Here is a 16,862-nt window from a genome sequence, read left to right on the forward strand (position 1 = left end):
GGTATCGTATGTACAAAGGATTTTCAGCCGGACTTCTGGGTTTTGGTAACCGAACACTAAAAGAAGATATTCCACTGGCTGCAAAATACGGCTATGCCGGTATCAATTTTGATATCGTCAAGGAAGCGCAAAATGACCCCGGAGAAATCAAGGCGCTTTTGGATACGCACAAACTTGTATCCGGCGGATTTGGACTGCCGGTGGATTACCGGAATTCCCCTGAAATCTTTGAAGAGGGTATAAAAAAGCTGCCCGCCTATTGCGAATTTGCCCGTAAGACCGGAAGTAATCGCTGTATTACCTGGATTATCCCCTGGAGTGATACCCTGGACTACAAAGCCAATTTTGAACTCCATAAAACAAGGCTGACCCGGGTGGCAAAGATACTGGAGGAGTACGGTATCCGTTTTGGTATTGAATTTGTCGGCCCGCCGGCGGAACGCAAGGGAAAAAAATACGGGTTTATCCATAACCTGGATACCTTAATGGAGTTATTACAGGCCATAGGGACTTCCAATCTGGGAATCCTCATGGATGCCTGGCATTGGGATCTGGCGGGACAAACCTATGGGGATTTCAAAAAGATCCCCGGTAATGAATGGGTTGTCATGGCCCATATCAACGATGCGCCCAAGGGTATACCGGCGGAGGAACAACAGGATCTCAGCCGGGAGCTGCCCGGCGCCACGGGGATTATCAAGATTGCCGACTTTATGAAGGGGCTGCTTGATCTAAAATATGACGGCCCCGTGTACGTAGAACCTTTTAACGAACCCCTTAAGGCAATGGATTTTGAAAATGCGGTTAAAACCGCCAAAGCGGCAATGGATACGGTGTGGCCTAAATAGCGTCTAATAGCGGTTCATAGGGAATCGCCCAATGTTTTAAACTATCATGAGGAGTTTGTATGAAGAGTCTTGTATTAGGAAATAAGAAAGCATATCTTGAGGATGTTCCCGATCCGACCCCCGAAGGGGAATGGGTCATCGTCAAAATTGAATCAACCCCCATCTGCGGCAGTGATAAAAATGCCTTTTTCAGCGAGACCCTGGTACGGGATGCCGGCCACGAAGGCGCAGGTATTGTGGTGGACAGTGCGGGTTCTACCCTATTAAAAAAGGGAGACCGGGTCATTCTGAATCCCCTTTCAGGCTGCGGTAAGTGCGAGCTCTGCCTGTCGGGGAATTATATTTATTGTACGGATAAGCCCCCGTTCGGTTCCCATTTCGCACAGTTTGTAAAGGTTCAGGATTTTGTATGCACCAAACTACCCGAGGATATTTCCTATGATGTAGGAGCCATGGGATGCTGTGCCCTTGGGCCGTCCTTCAGTTCTATTAAGCGGATGAACCTGAAGGCCTTTGATACCCTGCTGGTTACCGGGCTTGGTCCTGTGGGTATGGGCGCCGTTTCTATCGCTAAATTCCTGGGCGCCCGGGTTATAGCCCTGGATACCGTTCCCTTCCGGAAAAAGATGGCCAAGGATGTACTCGGCGCCGATGTGGTCCTTGATGCGGCGGATCCGGAGGTAAAGGCTCAAATTATCAACGCCGTACGCCCGGCGCGGATCATCCGTGCAATTGACGCTTCCGGAAACGCCGCCGCAGAAAGGCTTTGTATTGACGTTATTGAACCGGGTGGGATCATTGCCTTTGTTGGAGAAAACCACAAGGAAATTCCCATAGTCCCAAGCAGAGATTTTATCCGCAAAGGGCTGACCCTGATGGGTTCCTGGCATTGTAACCTGAATGACCGGGCGGAGATGATCTCCCTTCTGCGCAGATCCCCCCTGGTTCCAAAACTGATCACCGATACCTTCGGGTTCTCGAAAGTGCAGGCGGCTTTTGATAAATTTGTCGGCGGAGATGCCTGCAAAGTAATGCTGAAGCCCTGGGAATAATATAATATAAGGATGGTTCATATGAAACGAAAGGCTTTAATTCTCTGCGGCGGGTGGGATGGTCATCAACCGGAACTTATAACCCAGCGCTTTGGCGATTTTCTTACCGATAGTGATTTTGATGTTACCGTGGAAAGAACTACCGATATATTAGAAGATTTGGCGCTGCTTAAGTCGCAGGATCTCTTCATCCCGGTCTGGACCATGGCAAAGGAATTCCCCTATGCCTATTTTGAAACGATTTCCGAAGCCATAGGGTCCGGTGTTGGATTAGCCGGTTGTCACGGGGGCATGTGTGACGCGTTCAGGTTCAATATATTGTGGCAGTTTATGACCGGCGCCAATTGGGTAGCCCATCCGGGCTGTGATGGGACCCCCTACCGGATCAATATTCGTTCAAGCTCTAATCCCCTCACCGAGGGTATCAAAGATTTTGATATTCTTTCAGAGCAATACTACCTTCATGTGGACCCCGCCAATGAAGTCCTGGCTACTACCCGGTTCCCCGTGGTCAAATGGTATCATTCCGCCAACGGAGAGGTTGATATACCCCAAATTTGGACACGAAAGTGGGGACATGGACGGGTTTATTATAATGCCCTGGGCCACCATAACGATGTCTTTGATATCCCCCAGGCATGGGAATTGATGAAACGGGGACTTCTGTGGGCCGCCGATGGAAAACGCATCGCGGTTGAGCAGGGGCTTTCAGCGGACGAATTCAAGAGCGATAAAGGAATGTACTAATATGGACAAATTACGTATTGGAATTGTGGGTATCGGGAAAATCAGCGGTATTTATCTGCAGAATTTGACCGGTATGTTCGGAAAACGGGTAATTCTTAGTGCGGTAACGGATCTAATCCCGGAGCGGGCAGAAAAAGCCGCCGAGGAATATAAGACCCGTTACATTAAGGGCATTGATGAGCTTATCAATGATCCCTCGGTGGATATTATTCTCAACATAACCCAACCCCAGAAGCACTTTCAGGTAGCTATGACCGCGGTCAAGGCGGGGAAACATGTATACGATGAAAAACCGCTTTGCGTAACACGGGAAGAAGCCCAGGAGCTTCTTAAAACAGCCGCCGCCAGTAAGGTACGGGTTGGCGGCGCCCCGGATACATTTCTCGGTGCGGGAATCCAAACCTGCCGCAAATTGATCGACGACGGCTGGATAGGCAAACCTATCGCTGCCACCGCTTTTATGATGAACCATGGACATGAGCATTGGCACCCGGATCCGGAATTCTACTATAAAGCCGGTGCAGGCCCCATGTTTGACATGGGCCCCTATTATCTCACCGCCCTGGTTAATCTCCTGGGGCCCATTACCCGGGTATCCGGTTCAGCCCAGCAGGGGTTTAAAACCAGAACCATCACCAGCGAACCCCAGAATGGCAAGATTATCAACGTAGATGTACCTACCCATATCGCGGGGGTACTTGATTTTGCAAACGGCGCCGTGGGGACGATTATTACAAGCTTCGATGTCTGGGCTTCCTCAATGCCCTTTATCGAAATTTACGGTACCGAAGGTACGCTTCAGGTTCCGGACCCCAACTACTTCGGCGGGCCGGTCAAGGTACGTCGTTTCCAGGCGGAAGAGTGGTCGGAAGTGCCCCTGTTAAAGGGTTTCCCCGAAAACAGCCGCGGGCTGGGAATAACCGACATGGCCGAGGCCATTGTTGAAGGCCGGCCTCACCGGGCCTCCGGTGAATTAGCATATCATGTGCTTGAGGTGATGCACGGTATCCACGATGCATCCGCCTCGGGAATTTATTACCAGCTAAAAAGCACCTGCGTTCAACCTGAAATTATGAAATAATTTTTTTACCATGATCAAACCCGGCTCCTTCAAGAGTAACTTGAGGGAGCCGGAATTTTTCCCTAATAGCGTTAAAAAGATAATTTTGGTATTATATATCTATGTTTCTCGTCCTTGTGTTTTTTTGGACATATATCGCCTATGCGCCTACTTCCTACATTGCCGTCATGGTCCGGGGACTTGGGTATAGTCCTTCTATCGTCGGGATACTCCTGGGAATATTTGAAGGCGCCGGTATTGCAGGCCCCTTTCTTTTTGGCTACTTTGCGGATAAATGGGGACGTTACAAACCGGGCTTAATCCTGACATTTTCTTTTTTGGCTATCGCCGGGATTCCCCTGGGCCTGTTCCGCAATCCCCTGGCCAGCGCCCTGTTTATAGCAATACTGGGCATGGGGTACCGCTCATCCACTCCCCTGTTGGATGCGGTGGCCACCATCAGTCTGGGAAATACGGGAAACTACGGAAAAGTCCGGGCCTTTGGATCGATTTCGTATATCATCATGGTTCTCTTTTTGCAGTACAATAAATTCTTAGTCTCCGATACATCCCGTAATATTGGGATCTGGTTCTTGCTTTCAGGCTGCGTGGCGACCCTTACGGTACTTATTATCCCGGCGAAATACACCGGAAATGGCCGGCCCCGGATAGCCGCCATAGCACGGAAAACTTCCGGGGGAACTGCGTTGCAAGCAGCTCAAAGTACCAAAAGTTCCCCCCGCCGAATACTAAGCCCGCTATTCATCATGGGACTCCTGATAATCGGTTTCTCCCGTCTGGCCATGGCCCCGATAAACGGCTTTCTCCCCCTGTATGTATTCGAAGCGATGCAATGGAATGCGGTGGGCTTGATTTCGGCGCTGGCTGCCACTGCGGAAGTACCCTTTATGTTTATCTCCGGTAAGCTTATCCGCCGTTTTGGCGCACTACCCCTGGTAGCGTTTTCCAGCGCTGCGGTAGGGCTGCGATTGGGTATTTACGCCCTGTTCCCCGTAAAGGGAGCAATCATCGCGGGACAACTCCTCCATTCCTTCTGCTTTGGCATTTTTCACCCCGCGGCGGTGGCGTTTATATCGAGCAGCGTTCCCCCGGAGCGCCGCGCCCTGGGCTTGTCCCTTTACCTTTCCCTGGGATGCGGTCTGCCGACTATGCTGGGAAATATCACCGGCGGAATCATCATAGAACACTGGGGATACCGGACGCTCTTCACTTCGTTTATAAGCTTTGCCCTCATATCAATAGCCCTGTACCTGTTTACCCGTTTTCACCGGCGTAGAAATGAGGCGTGAGATTCACCTTCCCTTTTCGCCCATCCTGTGGTATAATTACACAATTCAGGAGTATTTATGGACCAAACCCTTTCCTACGTATTGGTAACCCCCTATACTATTGCCAAAAGCAGGACCGGCGGCGTGTTATCCCGGCTCATTTCCCGGGCGGAACTGGAATTGGTGGGCTGCCAAATAATAACCGCCAATGAAACCTTTACGAAGGAATACGCGGATCTTCTGCGCAAACAAAACCCAACCAGTGATGTTACGCTCCTGGCGGACTATGTGGAACAAAACCTGGGGCCCTCCGGGGGCAGGGAACATCGCAGCCTCCTGCTCCTGTTCCGGGGAGAAGACCCCTGCGGTAAGCTTGCCGCCATTTGCGGGCACCTGTATCCGGAACACCGGGATGTGGATGACGTTACCGGGGAAACCATCCGGGATACCTACGCGGATCTCATCACGGATCCCGGGGATCCTAAAAAGGTCACCTACTTTGAGCCTGCGGTGATAACTTCCCGGAGTCAGGATTGGGCGGATAAGGATTTGGCCCTCTTTGCACGGTTTTTAAAGGGCCGGGAGAATATCGTTCATAATCTCCAACACCTGGATCCTTCGAAGATAGAACAGACCCTGGTCATCCTCAAGCCCGATAACTGGCAGTACGCATCTTCCAAACCGGGCACCATCATTGATATGTTCTCCCGGACGGGGCTGCGGATCGTGGGGATCAAGTTACACCGCTTTTCCCTTGCCCAGGCTCTGGAATTTTACGGCCCCGTGGAAGAGGCTCTGCGGGAAAAGCTCGCCCCCATCTTCGGGAAAAAGGCACGGGAACTCCTTGAAAAGGAATTTGAAATCACCCTTACCGATGATACCGAAAAATCCCTCTCCGCATGTTTCGGTACCCGGTATGCAAAGGATCAGTTTGATCAGATTATCGAGTTTATGTCCGGAACCCGGACGGGAAAGTGTCCGCCGGATGAGATCAGCAATCCCGGCAGCGTCAAATGTATGATCCTCATCTACGAAGGGGAAAATGCGGTTAAAAAGATTCGAGACGTATTAGGCCCCACGGATCCCCTAAAGGCGCCGGGAGGAACGGTGCGCCGGGAATTCGGCAGCAACGTGATGGTCAACACCGCCCATGCTTCGGATTCCGCAGAAAGCGCGAAACGGGAAAAGGGCATAGTCACGATAAACGAAAATCCCCTGGGTAGTATCATTGAAGCCTACCTGGCGGTACGAAAATAGGAATTCTATATGGACACAAAAAACGAACGCCTTTCTCCGGCCCACTGGGCCGATGAGACCGCGGCAAAGATAATCCGGGAGAAGGGCGAAAAAGAACAGTATACCTGCGCATCGGGCATCACCCCTTCGGGGACGGTGCATATCGGCAATTTCCGGGAAATAATTTCCGTGGATTTGGTGGCCCGCTCTTTACGGGACCTGGGTAAAAAGGTACGGTTTATTTATTCCTGGGACGACTACGATGTGTTCCGCAAGGTACCCAAGAATATGCCCAAGCAGGAGGAGCTGGAAAAGTTCCTCCGCTTCCCCATCACCATGGTGCCCGACCCCTGGGATCGGGATACCAGCTACGCCCGGCACCATGAGGTGGACGTGGAAACCATGCTGCCCGAAGTGGGCATACACCCCGAGTACCTCTACCAGGCCGAACGGTACCGCGCTTCCCGCTACGCCGAAGGGATACGCAAAGCCCTGGAACACCGGGACACCCTCAAAACCATTCTGGATAAGTTCCGGGACGAGGACCACAAGATCCAGGGCGAATGGTGGCCCGTGAGCGTTTTCTGCGACCACTGTAATAAAGACGATACGGACATTGACGGCTGGGACGGAGATTGGGGCCTCGGCTACCACTGCAACTCCTGCGGCCATAGTGATACTGTGGATATCCGCAAGGCGGCGGGGGTTAAGCTCGGCTGGCGCATAGACTGGCCCATGCGCTGGGAGCACGAGCAGGTTGATTTTGAGCCCGCCGGTAAGGATCACCATAGCCAGGGCGGTTCCTTCGATACTGCCCGCCATGTCAGCAAGGAAGTCTACAATTGGGAAGCCCCCGTCACCTTCCGCTACGACTTTATCGGTACCAAGGGCATACCCGGCAAGATGTCCAGCTCCTCCGGCGTGGTGGTGGACCTCAAGGATGTGCTGCGGGTTTACACCCCGGAGCTGACCCGATACCTCTTTGCGGGAACCCGGCCCAATACGGAATTTACCATTTCCTTCGATCTGGACGTGATAAAAATTTACGAAGACTACGACCGGCTTGAGCGCATCGCCTGGAAGGTCGAGGAAGCCAAGGACGAAAGCGCCTACCGCAAGGCCCGGCGGATCTACGAACTTTCCCAGGTGGATTGGGACCCAAAGGGCCCCCAAATAATGCCCTACCAGATCCCCTTCCGCCACCTCTGTAACCTAATTCAAATCGCCGACGGCAACATAGACCAAGCCGTAGCCGGCCTGGAAAGCTCCGGCAGCGGCCCCAAACCGGAGCAGCTACCCGGCCTAAAAGCCCGGGCGGAACGGGCCAAATACTGGGCGGAAAACTGCGCCCCCGAAGAGTTCCGCTTCCGCCTGCGCGCCCCCGGCGAACAGGCTGCCCTCAGCGAAGCCGAAACCGCGGCCATACGGGATCTGCGGGATACGGTCATCGCCGGCATCGGCCAATACGCCGACGACAAGTCCTGCGCCGAAGCCATCTACAAAATTGCGGAAGACCACAGCCTGGACGGCAAGGCACTCTTCCGGGCCGCATACCAGGCCCTAATCGGCAAAGACCAGGGCCCCCGGCTTGCAAACTTCCTGCGCTCAATCAACCGGGAACGGCTCTTGGGGATTTTGGAGAAATATTAACCGTAAAGGCTAAGTAGGGATTGTATTATCCATCTTTCCCTTTTCGACTTTTTTGCGGTTCATATTTTTTAAGGAGCATATATGAAAGTTAGTATTCTTAGCGGTATTTTCCTTAGCGCCATGGCGGTAAATAGTTTTGCTGCGGACAGCAGTATTTTCAGTTACCGGGTGGGGCAGATCGAAGTTCATATGCTGGTAGAAACCCGGGGAGCGGGGAACATTTCCATCCTGATAAACCCCGACAGGGCGGCCCTGGACCGCTATATTCCCGGGGGGACCTATACTTCGGAGATCAACACCTTTCTTATAAAAACCCCGGACAGTATCCTTGTGGTGGACACCGGTTTCGGCGGGGCCATCCTGAATTCTATAAAGACCCTGGGCTTTGATCCCGCCCAGGTGGACGCGGTACTCCTAACCCACATGCACGGAGACCATATCGGAGGCCTCCAGAAAGACGGCAAGGCCATCTTCACCAAGGCCCGGGTGTATCTGGCCCAACAGGAAAAAGATTTCTGGATAAAACCCGGCGCTCCCACGGCGGGTAATTCCGCCGCCGCAGCCCTGGCCCCCTACGGAAACCGGGTGGAAACTTTCCTCCCCGGGGATTTAGGCGCAACCATTGCCGACCTTATCCCGGGAATAAAACCCATCGCTGCCTTTGGTCACACACCGGGTCACACCGCATTTATGGTAGAGTCTGCAGGTAAGAAGCTCCTCATCTGGGGCGACCTGATGCACGCCCAGCTCATCCAGTTTCCCCTGCCGGAACAATCGGTAAGCTACGACACGGACCCCATCGCCGCTGCGGCAATCCGCAGGCGGATCTTGGAATACGTCGCCCAAAACAACATTCCTATCGCGGGGATGCACCTGGTGTACCCGGCCATAGGAACCGTCAGGAAGGCAGGGGACGGCTATTGGTTTACCCCGGCGGAGTAGGCGGCAAAATATACCGTCAAAAAAACCCGGTCTATTACTAAACCGGGCATGGAGATATCAGATTACTCAGACCTTTGAGTATTCCAGCGTTTTCCAGAGCTTGTACTACTATTTTGTACAAGTCTTACTTGGTTTGTATAGCTTATACTTCCTTCAGAATAACGGTATTCGTTATATTCCAAAATAACCCAATCAGTACCACTGCTTAAATTCGTATTTGCATAAAGTGAATTTTGATCTCCATCGGGAGAACCAAGTTTATTTGTATTAAGAGCCAGAGCTGCATCATAGGATATGGAAAGTAAATACTGGGTAGATTTATTATCATTACTATCTGTAATAGTATCAGTTTTTTGACTATATGCACAACCATTAACCGTTGTACCATTATCGATAATCATGGTCCCTGTGCTATCTTGTTTTACATATTCTGCATTGTGTTCCCCTATTATAGTTAGAATATCGCCAACCAAAGTGTAGTTTTTTATATCCTGTTGTTCCGTTGACCCCGGTAATTTCCATTGTCCGTCTTCCCACACATTTGAAACATTAAATGTTATTTGTGTGTCCGTGAAAGTAAAGGTGCCTTTCATGTCATCTTCACCATTTCTTTTATTTAAAAAATTGTTTCCTGAAAACACTAAACCTCTATCTGATTCAGCCCAAAACCATGTCCCTTCAAATTTAGTGTTTTCAACATTCCTAGACCAATCCACCATGGATGCTTTAGCAACTGTTCCACTTCCATTAGTGAATGTTACTGTAGCTCTTTTATATGTGTGTGAACCACTTGGACCGGTCTCTAAGAGTACTATAAAACTTCCTGAAGCATTCCATGTATTACCTGATTCCAAAAGCAAAGTAACGGTGTTATCACTGACAACAGAAGATAATCCAAGGGTAACATATGTACCATGGTCAAGTCCATCTCCGATATCATCATCATTTAATGTAGATGAAAATATTTTTATTTTGAACTCCCCACTTGGTAAACCATCACTAAACGTAATTCCCTGTCCCGATTGACCACCGTCTCCACCATCACCGTCACCGTCTCCACCATCACCATCACCATCACCATCACCAGTCCAAGCTACGCTTAAACTTTTATTAGAAAAAGTTTTTGATGAATATTGTTTTGATACTGTAATATTTTCAGGTTGTGCAGGGCCACTTAAACTATAAGAGTTATCCGGTGTAATATAAATTCTAATATTCAAGGTCGTATCAGTAAACCCGTTCCTCCAAAATAATGGAATACTTGTTGTTGCTGCTTTAATTGGTACAGTCGTAATGGTTGAATCAGTTAAACTATTACCACCATAAACACGGCCTGAACCATTTCCACCATTTACGTTATTGCCTTGAACAGTAATGTAATATGATTTATCAATATAGTCAGAAGGGATATTAGTGACCTCCAAAGTTCCTTCTTTAGTTATTCCACCACCACCTCCAGCAGCAGCCCATTTGGCATATACCGTTATACCTCCTGTAACAGAACTTGTTTCTGTAAATTTCGTTCCACTATCAGTTGGATTTATATACCATCCTTCAAAATTACTTCCTGATTTTGTAGGTGTAGGTAATGGTCCTACTTTATCACCAGTAACGACTTGAATGGTTGTAGGACTAACAGTTCCCCCATCAGGATTAAAGGTTATCGTATATGTTGCAGGCTTATCTGTGTTTCCCCATCTTGCATATATCGTAATGTCAGCTATCACCTTAGTTGAGGATGTGAACTCTCCACCCCAAACATCATTTGTTCCATCACTGGTAAACCATCCCCAGAAGACAGTGTCACCTGTCGTTTTGGTGGGTGTAGGTAAATTTCCTATTGCGCTACCTTCTTTTACTATTTCACTTCCGGGGGTTACTGTTCCACCGTTAGCATTAAAGATTACCGTATATTCAGTTTTAGGATCCTCCGGTCCCGGGCATCCCGTCAATACCATTCCAAATACCATCGCCATGCCGAGTATTGCTATTAAAAAAATATTCTTCTTCACATTCATCTCCTTGAAAATGTATTTAATAGGCATAAACCCATTATTCCTTGTTGCTATCCTCTTTTTGCTCTTGCTTATCAAGAATAGAGGGAATAATCGTATTTTGGGTACGGACAAGAAATTTTGTAATAGCGAGTATTGATAATTTGTTTTCTTCTGTCAGAGCCGGAAAATTCTTGTTAAAGGTTTCAAGCATTTTTTCTTTGTCCTTTGCCATAGCTCCTCCTTACAAATATTCCTCACAAATCGCCAAAACCCTATTACAGGGCAGTATATTACCCGGTAATAGGTAAGTCAATACCCTATAATGGAGTCTTTTACCTTGCTATAATCGATTTTTAATAGTATAGTTAGGAGTGTTATGGATAGGACGGTCAATGAACGCTTAGCACAAGCACGGCACGAGCTAAAACTATCCCAGGTAAAATTTTCCAAGGGGATACACCTAAAAAGTAGCGGTTATTATTCTGACATAGAAATCGGCCGGCACGAAGTTAATGACCGTATTATAGAACTGGCATCATCGGTCTATGGGATAAATAAGCACTGGTTAAAAACCGGTGAAGGGAAAATGTTTGACAGGCAGATAGACCAGAAATTCGAAGAAATGGCTATTTTATTTCAGGAATTAAATCCCGATTTTCAAAGTTACGTTTTAACGCAGATAAAAAATTTAATCAAACTACAAAATCTAAAAAAATGAACCGATCAATATTAACCCAGTATCCCCAGCAGCCTATCTAAATCTTCCATGGAATAATACTCGACACTGATACTGCCTTTTTTCAAGTCCCCGTGGATGGCCACCTTGGTTCCCAGACGCTCCCTAAAGCGGTCTTCCATGGCTGTTAATTCGGGGTCCCGTTTGGAGGCCATCGGAGGGGCCTTGCTTGTCCCGGTCCCGTCGCGGTTCAGTGCTGCAGCCCGGCTCTCCGCCTCCCGCACCGAAAGCCCCCGCTGGAGGATCTCCCCCAGGAGCCGCTCCTGGGCCGCCTCGCCGTTAGCCGCCAGGATGGCCCGGCCATGGCCGGAGCTAAGCTCACCCCTTTCCAGGGCGTCCCGGGCTGCCGTGGGCAGCTTGAGGAGCCGCAGGGCGTTCGCCACGGTGGACCGGTTCTTCCCTACCTTGGCCGCCACCTCGTCCTGGGATAGGCCGGTCAGATCCATAAGCCCCTTGTATGCGGCGGCCTCTTCCACAGGGTTAAGATCCGAACGCTGAACGTTTTCGATAAGCGCCACTTCCAGGCGTTTTTCGTCGGAATAGTTTCGTACCAGGGCCGGGACTTCCGTAAGCCCCGCCAGGCGGGCCGCCCGGCTGCGCCGTTCCCCGGCGACAATAACCCAGGTTCCATCCCCGGCGTCCTCAACAATCAGGGGCTGGATAATCCCATGCTCCCGGATAGAATCCGCCAGTTCCTTAAGGCTCTCCTCATCAAAGCGTTTGCGGGGTTGGCCGGGATTGGCCTTGAGTTTCGCCAAGGGGATCTTCAGTTCCGGGGTACCGGTTCCCGTTCCAACACCGGCGTTATCCCCAAGCCCTGCGGGCAAATCATCGTCATCCGGGAGCAGGGCGGCAAGCCCCTTGCCCAGGCGGTCCTTAGGCCCCACGGTTAACCCCTTCACCGGAAACACCGAGCTTACTCCGGCGGATTACCTCTTCGGCAAGACTCTTATACGCCTTGCCGCCGGAACTTTGGGGATCGTAACGGGAAATGGGCTGACCATGGGAGGGCGCCTCGGAAAGCCGGACATTTCGGGGGACTATGGTGGTAAAAACCTTCTGCTTAAAATAGGCGCTCACCTGGCTTACCACCTCCTGGGCTAATCGGGTCCGGGAATCGTACATGGTAAAAAAGAGCCCCCCAATTTCCAGGCCCGGGTTGAGCCGTTTCTGGATACGCTTGATGGTTTGCAGCAACAGGGTAAGCCCCTCCAGGGCGAAGTATTCGCACTGCATGGGGATAAGCACCGCATCGGCGGATACCAGGCCGTTTATGGTAAGCACCCCCAGAGAAGGGGGACAATCGATCAGGATAAAATCATAGCTGTTCCGTACCGGCGCCAGGGCTTTTTTCAGGAAATAATCCCTATCGTCCTGCTCGATAAGCTCCACCGCAGCGCCGGAAAGGTCGATGCTGGCGGGGATCACCGAAAGGTTCGGGGTTTCCGTGGGCCGTATAACTTCTTCTATGGATGCGGTACCGGAAATAAGCTCGTACACCCCGGGCTTAACCGCAGCAGCCCCCACTCCGCTGGAAAGATTCGCCTGGGAATCAAAGTCCACCAGGAGTACCGACTTCCCCTCTTCCGCAAGGTAGGCCCCGAGACTGATAGCGGAGGTGGTCTTGCCGACCCCCCCTTTTTGATTTACAAAAACGTATACTCTACCCATTTCTCCAACCGGCACTTTAAAACTAGTATATTCTATAATAGTATGTTATGCTTATTCAATGCTACTGACTGACTGAAAGATTTATAGGAGTATAAATGACATCCATACAAATGCTTGCCATTGATTTAGACGATACCCTGTTACGGTCAGATCTGACCATTTCCTTTCGTACCAGGAACGCTATCAGAAAAGCGGAAGCCCAGGGATGTGTGGTGGTTCTGGCTTCAGGCCGGATCCCTTCGGCCATGGAGCACTTTGCCCGGCTTTTGGGGCTCCACAAACGGCCCGGGTACCTAATCTGCAATAACGGTACCATGATCCAGGAAAGCCATACGGGAAAACTCATCTACGAAGCCAAGATCCCCCCAAAAACTGCGCTTGTGGCTTACGATCTGGCGGCGGCGGAGGGCTTTCCGGTGCAGCTCTACGAAGATGATATCATGTATATCTCCCGGCCTAATGAATTCGCCGATTACGATCAAAAACTAACCGGGCTTAGGCAGGTAGTGGTAGAGAATTTCCGGGCCATGGTGGGTAACGGCTGCTATAAACTGTTAATTCCCGGGGATCCCATGACCCTTAAACCCCTGGAAAACATCCTGCAAACCTATATAGGCAGCGAAGTGACCATTTTTACCAGCAAACCCTACTTTCTGGAAATACTTCCCCATAATGTTGATAAGGGGGCAAGCCTGGCAAAGGTGGCGGAAGTCCTGGGCATCCCCCAGAGCGCAGTGCTGGCCATTGGGGATTCCATGAACGATGAGGCCATGATACGCTGGGCCGGCATCGGGGTCGCCATGGCTAACGGTGACGACCGGATCAAGGATATCGCCGCCATGGTTACCAATAAATCCAACGATGATGACGGTGTGGCGGATCTGATAGAACGGTATATCCTGGGAAAAGAAGCCCTTCCAAAACCCGCCGGCGCCTAATTCATTGAAATAATTTATTAGTATTGCTTCCCCCATACTTTGCCGATAATTAGGGCATGAAACAGATTAACCGGATTTTTGTAGTATTCTTTATTTTGGCGGCGTTTAATACGCTCCAGGCCCAGGATATCACTGATTTGACCGTGGATCCCTTTAACGGGACCAACGGCTATACCGGAAGTACCAGCCTTTCCGGAGTCGGCGATTACGATTTAAGCGTTATTTCCCCCGATGCCGCGCCGGCAGGCATTTCCCCGGAATATATCCCGGCGCCCCAAAGCGGCCTGAGAAACTCCGCTTTCCGTCAAGAGGGAATCGCTTCCTGGTACGGTACGGAATTTGAGGGTCATCCCACTGCATCGGGGGAGATCTTCAATCCCGCCCAGCTGACCGCAGCCCACCCCAATCTACCCTTCGGTACCATGTTAAAGATAACCAATATTCAGAATAACCGTCAGGTAACGGTACGGGTTAACGACCGGGGACCCTTTGTAAACACCCGGATCATCGATGTATCCCGGGCAGCGGCGGAAGTGCTTGACATACTCGGTACGGGAACCGCCCCGGTGGTGGTAGAACTGGCAGGAGAAGCGGCCATAACGGCGCCTCAGGCGCCGCCCATATTGTCCGAACCCTGGATTGCCCCCATTCCCGCTCCCGCCCAGCCTCCTATGGCAGCGGCACAGCCGGCTGTACCACCTACGGTGGTTGACCCCAACGCTGCAGTAGTTAGGCCGGGGATACCGCCCTTCGGGACAGACAAACGGTACCGCATCCAGGTAGGGGCCTATAAGGTTACCAGAAATGCGGTGGACACCTTTGATCGCGTAAAAGACCTGGGAATTGAGCCATCCTATGAACGGCATGACGACCTTTACCGGGTGGTGATTGGGGGTATACGGGCGGAAGATATTCAGACCCTGGCAGGAAGACTCGGTACCGCCGGATTTCGTGAAATTCTTGTTCGGGAAGAATAATCTCTTAATTTCTTGACCTTAACCATGAATTTTTTGTATATTCTATTTATCGGAACACTTTATACTTATCACTAATAGAATGGAGGACCATATGAAGGTAACGCCTTTGGCCGACAGGGTCATGGTTAAGCTGGAAAAGAACGAGGCAAAGACTGCCGGAGGGATTATCATTCCCGATACCGCCCAAGAAAAGACCCAGACCGGGTTGGTGGTAGCAATAGGGGACGATAAGGACGTGATCAAGGTTAAGGCTGGCGATAAGGTCATGTATGACAAATACGCCGGAACCCAGGTTAAGATTGACGGGATCGAACATCTTATCCTTAAGATGGCCGATATAATCGCCATCATCGGATAAGAAGTTTCTAGCTTACTGCAAAATCTATCTGATTAACCCGGCCTGCGCCGGGTTTTTTTGTTACCGCGCTTTCTTCGCACCCCTGCCTGCAGCTTTTCTGGCCGAAGCTTTCTATTTATTAAAATTATATTGCATTTAACAATATAATTCCAGTAGCAGAGTTACGAATAAAAATACTGAAAGTTTTTATTTTTTCCCCGAGTACAAAGTAAATTCCATCTCATCCTTGTTCTGCCGGATAAGATTGAGCCAGAGCGTTTTTTTGGAGGTCAGGACCGTACTCTTACGGCCTATGGAGCGAAGTTCCTCGTAGAGAGAAGCCCCGTTCTTTGCGGCATAATAGGTCTTTTGATTATTGCCCTTAAAAATCTGTTGGGCTTTCTCGTCAATTTCCTTATTGATGGCAGCTTCATAACTTTTAAGAAGGGTATCGTATTTATCAATTATACCCCTAAGATAATCAAGAATAAGACGATCGTAGTTGGGAATCTGGTCCAGGAGAAGCATAAACTGTTTAAGCACCAATACTGCGGTGGAATACTCCTCCTGATTATAGGCTTCCACACCCTTTTGACAGAGCTCTGTCACCGTGTCGTTGCTTACCGTTACCCTGCCATTGACGGGGAATTTAAGGTTTACGTTAAACCGGGGCATCACCGCTGCGGTTTTAGCCAGAAGATCCATCAGGTCCAGGTAGATCCGCTGTTCCCAGAGGGAGTCCTTAGTAGAGGCAACGAGCTTGTTCATCTCTTCGCTGAACTGTTCCTTGTACCGTTCCTCGGGTTTAAACACCACTTCGCAGGTGGGCAGCTGGACTCCCTTAAACTCGATGGTTCCGGTATCAAAGAAATACACCCCGTCATTTGCCGCCAGCGGGGATTTGACCGCGTTGTTTTCCTTTACATAACTGAGGTATACCTGTTTGGTGATCATTATCCGGGATTCCCGGGGGGAAAGCTCGTTGGCCCTGGTTTGCAGCCGTGCGGCGGTATTGAGGAGAAAACCCGAAAGGTTGCCGCTTTCGGTGATAATCAGGGGAATGGAGGTATTGCCCCCGGTAATCCCCGCAGAAATCTTCAGGATAGGCAAAATTCCCGCATCCCCGGTACGGAGGGAGGCATCGCCAAAGTAGTTGATAATGGCAAGGCTGGCGGTAAGGGCGTCGGTGGCGGAGGCGGAAATCAGGACCATCTCGTCCCCCCGTTCCCGCTGGCTTACCGACTGGCACTGGGTGGAAATACGGCGTATCTCGTTGTTGATAGTCCGGTCCAGGGCATGGAGCATGGAGAGATTTTTCCGGGAATCCTGACAGAATTTGGTATACCCATGGATATCCATCATTGAAATATAGAGGTTAGAGA

The 16,862-nt window shown here is 50.3% G+C and carries 17 protein-coding genes; 12 read left to right on the forward strand and 5 right to left on the reverse strand.

Features of this window, described 5'->3' with window-relative positions:
• Window positions 1-8 precede the first annotated feature (8 nt).
• The 8 genes from TPRIMZ1_RS0107740 (at window position 9) to TPRIMZ1_RS0107775 (ending at window position 8,824) form a co-directional block, all read left to right on the forward strand.
• Window positions 9-848, forward strand: coding sequence for a sugar phosphate isomerase/epimerase family protein (locus tag TPRIMZ1_RS0107740; protein WP_010257368.1), 840 nt, complete (start codon window positions 9-11; stop codon window positions 846-848).
• 59 nt (window positions 849-907) lie between these two features.
• Entirely contained in the window at window positions 908-1,900 is a 993-nt protein-coding gene (locus TPRIMZ1_RS0107745; RefSeq protein ID WP_010257372.1) for a zinc-dependent alcohol dehydrogenase, read from the forward strand.
• 21 nt (window positions 1,901-1,921) lie between these two features.
• Window positions 1,922-2,647, forward strand: a complete 726-nt coding sequence (locus tag TPRIMZ1_RS0107750; protein ID WP_010257374.1) for a ThuA domain-containing protein — start codon at window positions 1,922-1,924, stop codon at window positions 2,645-2,647.
• Window position 2,648: 1 nt separating this feature from the next.
• Window positions 2,649-3,728 (forward strand): Gfo/Idh/MocA family protein, encoded by a 1,080-nt coding sequence (locus TPRIMZ1_RS0107755; protein ID WP_010257376.1) that lies wholly within the window; start codon window positions 2,649-2,651, stop codon window positions 3,726-3,728.
• A gap of 101 nt (window positions 3,729-3,829) precedes the next feature.
• The gene (locus tag TPRIMZ1_RS0107760) at window positions 3,830-5,017 is read left to right on the forward strand and encodes an MFS transporter (RefSeq protein ID WP_010257378.1); all 1,188 of its coding nucleotides are present in this window, start codon (window positions 3,830-3,832) and stop codon (window positions 5,015-5,017) included.
• A 57-nt stretch (window positions 5,018-5,074) separates the two neighbouring features.
• The gene (locus TPRIMZ1_RS0107765; RefSeq protein ID WP_010257381.1) at window positions 5,075-6,253 is read left to right on the forward strand and encodes a nucleoside-diphosphate kinase; all 1,179 of its coding nucleotides are present in this window, start codon (window positions 5,075-5,077) and stop codon (window positions 6,251-6,253) included.
• 9 nt (window positions 6,254-6,262) lie between these two features.
• Window positions 6,263-7,882, forward strand: coding sequence for a lysine--tRNA ligase (gene lysS / locus TPRIMZ1_RS0107770; protein WP_010257385.1), 1,620 nt, complete (start codon window positions 6,263-6,265; stop codon window positions 7,880-7,882).
• A gap of 81 nt (window positions 7,883-7,963) precedes the next feature.
• Window positions 7,964-8,824, forward strand: coding sequence for an MBL fold metallo-hydrolase (locus tag TPRIMZ1_RS0107775; RefSeq protein ID WP_010257387.1), 861 nt, complete (start codon window positions 7,964-7,966; stop codon window positions 8,822-8,824).
• 62 nt (window positions 8,825-8,886) lie between these two features.
• Here TPRIMZ1_RS0107775 and TPRIMZ1_RS0107780 read toward each other — a convergent pair whose 3' ends face one another.
• Together TPRIMZ1_RS0107780 and TPRIMZ1_RS20695 are read right to left on the reverse strand one after the other, a co-directional pair.
• Window positions 8,887-10,836 carry an InlB B-repeat-containing protein gene (locus tag TPRIMZ1_RS0107780; protein WP_198429916.1) on the reverse strand — a complete coding sequence of 650 codons (1,950 nt, stop codon included), beginning with the start codon at window positions 10,834-10,836 and terminating at the stop codon, window positions 8,887-8,889.
• A 40-nt stretch (window positions 10,837-10,876) separates the two neighbouring features.
• Window positions 10,877-11,053, reverse strand: coding sequence for a hypothetical protein (locus TPRIMZ1_RS20695; protein ID WP_010257394.1), 177 nt, complete (start codon window positions 11,051-11,053; stop codon window positions 10,877-10,879).
• Window positions 11,054-11,197: 144 nt separating this feature from the next.
• On the opposite strand from TPRIMZ1_RS20695, the gene TPRIMZ1_RS0107790 reads away from it, so the two are divergent.
• Entirely contained in the window at window positions 11,198-11,539 is a 342-nt protein-coding gene (locus TPRIMZ1_RS0107790) for a helix-turn-helix domain-containing protein (protein WP_010257398.1), read from the forward strand.
• Between the two features lie 11 nt (window positions 11,540-11,550).
• Here the strand turns inward: TPRIMZ1_RS0107790 and TPRIMZ1_RS0107795 are convergent, their stop codons facing one another.
• Both TPRIMZ1_RS0107795 and TPRIMZ1_RS0107800 read right to left on the reverse strand, forming a co-directional pair.
• The gene (locus TPRIMZ1_RS0107795) at window positions 11,551-12,444 is read right to left on the reverse strand and encodes a ParB/RepB/Spo0J family partition protein (protein WP_026043603.1); all 894 of its coding nucleotides are present in this window, start codon (window positions 12,442-12,444) and stop codon (window positions 11,551-11,553) included.
• A complete protein-coding gene (locus TPRIMZ1_RS0107800) occupies window positions 12,434-13,228 on the reverse strand; it encodes a ParA family protein (protein ID WP_010257405.1) in 795 nt (264 codons plus the stop codon). The genes TPRIMZ1_RS0107795 and TPRIMZ1_RS0107800 overlap by 11 nt, the downstream gene beginning before the upstream one ends.
• Before the next feature lie 95 nt (window positions 13,229-13,323).
• Here TPRIMZ1_RS0107800 and TPRIMZ1_RS0107805 point away from each other — a divergent pair, with 95 nt between their 5' ends.
• The 3 genes from TPRIMZ1_RS0107805 to TPRIMZ1_RS0107815 all read left to right on the forward strand — a co-directional run bounded on the left by TPRIMZ1_RS0107805 (window position 13,324) and on the right by TPRIMZ1_RS0107815 (window position 15,501).
• Window positions 13,324-14,166, forward strand: coding sequence for a Cof-type HAD-IIB family hydrolase (locus TPRIMZ1_RS0107805; RefSeq protein ID WP_026043604.1), 843 nt, complete (start codon window positions 13,324-13,326; stop codon window positions 14,164-14,166).
• A gap of 56 nt (window positions 14,167-14,222) precedes the next feature.
• Entirely contained in the window at window positions 14,223-15,143 is a 921-nt protein-coding gene (locus TPRIMZ1_RS0107810) for a septal ring lytic transglycosylase RlpA family protein (RefSeq protein ID WP_010257410.1), read from the forward strand.
• A gap of 91 nt (window positions 15,144-15,234) precedes the next feature.
• On the forward strand, window positions 15,235-15,501 hold the full coding sequence (locus TPRIMZ1_RS0107815) for a co-chaperone GroES (protein WP_010257412.1): 267 nt from the start codon (window positions 15,235-15,237) through the stop codon (window positions 15,499-15,501).
• Window positions 15,502-15,687: 186 nt separating this feature from the next.
• Here the strand turns inward: TPRIMZ1_RS0107815 and TPRIMZ1_RS18650 are convergent.
• Window positions 15,688-16,862: hypothetical protein (locus tag TPRIMZ1_RS18650; protein WP_010257414.1), on the reverse strand; the 1,175-nt coding region annotated here is incomplete at its 5' end.

It is taken from the genome of Treponema primitia ZAS-1, assembly GCF_000297095.1.
Taxonomy (GTDB): Bacteria; Spirochaetota; Spirochaetia; order Treponematales; family Breznakiellaceae; genus Termitinema; species Termitinema primitia_A.

What these genes read in the sequence shown, in the direction of transcription:
- TPRIMZ1_RS0107740 (WP_010257368.1), top strand. Translation starts at nt 9, where the DNA reads ATGTACAAAGGATTTTCAGCCGGACTTCTGGGTTTTGGTAACCGAACA.
- TPRIMZ1_RS0107745 (WP_010257372.1), top strand. Translation starts at nt 908, where the DNA reads ATGAAGAGTCTTGTATTAGGAAATAAGAAAGCATATCTTGAGGATGTT.
- TPRIMZ1_RS0107750 (WP_010257374.1), top strand. Translation starts at nt 1,922, where the DNA reads ATGAAACGAAAGGCTTTAATTCTCTGCGGCGGGTGGGATGGTCATCAA.
- TPRIMZ1_RS0107755 (WP_010257376.1), top strand. Translation starts at nt 2,649, where the DNA reads ATGGACAAATTACGTATTGGAATTGTGGGTATCGGGAAAATCAGCGGT.
- TPRIMZ1_RS0107760 (WP_010257378.1), top strand. Translation starts at nt 3,830, where the DNA reads ATGTTTCTCGTCCTTGTGTTTTTTTGGACATATATCGCCTATGCGCCT.
- TPRIMZ1_RS0107765 (WP_010257381.1), top strand. Translation starts at nt 5,075, where the DNA reads ATGGACCAAACCCTTTCCTACGTATTGGTAACCCCCTATACTATTGCC.
- lysS (WP_010257385.1), top strand. Translation starts at nt 6,263, where the DNA reads ATGGACACAAAAAACGAACGCCTTTCTCCGGCCCACTGGGCCGATGAG.
- TPRIMZ1_RS0107775 (WP_010257387.1), top strand. Translation starts at nt 7,964, where the DNA reads ATGAAAGTTAGTATTCTTAGCGGTATTTTCCTTAGCGCCATGGCGGTA.
- TPRIMZ1_RS20695 (WP_010257394.1), bottom strand. Translation starts at nt 11,053, where the DNA reads ATGGCAAAGGACAAAGAAAAAATGCTTGAAACCTTTAACAAGAATTTT.
- TPRIMZ1_RS0107790 (WP_010257398.1), top strand. Translation starts at nt 11,198, where the DNA reads ATGGATAGGACGGTCAATGAACGCTTAGCACAAGCACGGCACGAGCTA.
- TPRIMZ1_RS0107800 (WP_010257405.1), bottom strand. Translation starts at nt 13,228, where the DNA reads ATGGGTAGAGTATACGTTTTTGTAAATCAAAAAGGGGGGGTCGGCAAG.
- TPRIMZ1_RS0107805 (WP_026043604.1), top strand. Translation starts at nt 13,324, where the DNA reads ATGACATCCATACAAATGCTTGCCATTGATTTAGACGATACCCTGTTA.
- TPRIMZ1_RS0107810 (WP_010257410.1), top strand. Translation starts at nt 14,223, where the DNA reads ATGAAACAGATTAACCGGATTTTTGTAGTATTCTTTATTTTGGCGGCG.
- TPRIMZ1_RS0107815 (WP_010257412.1), top strand. Translation starts at nt 15,235, where the DNA reads ATGAAGGTAACGCCTTTGGCCGACAGGGTCATGGTTAAGCTGGAAAAG.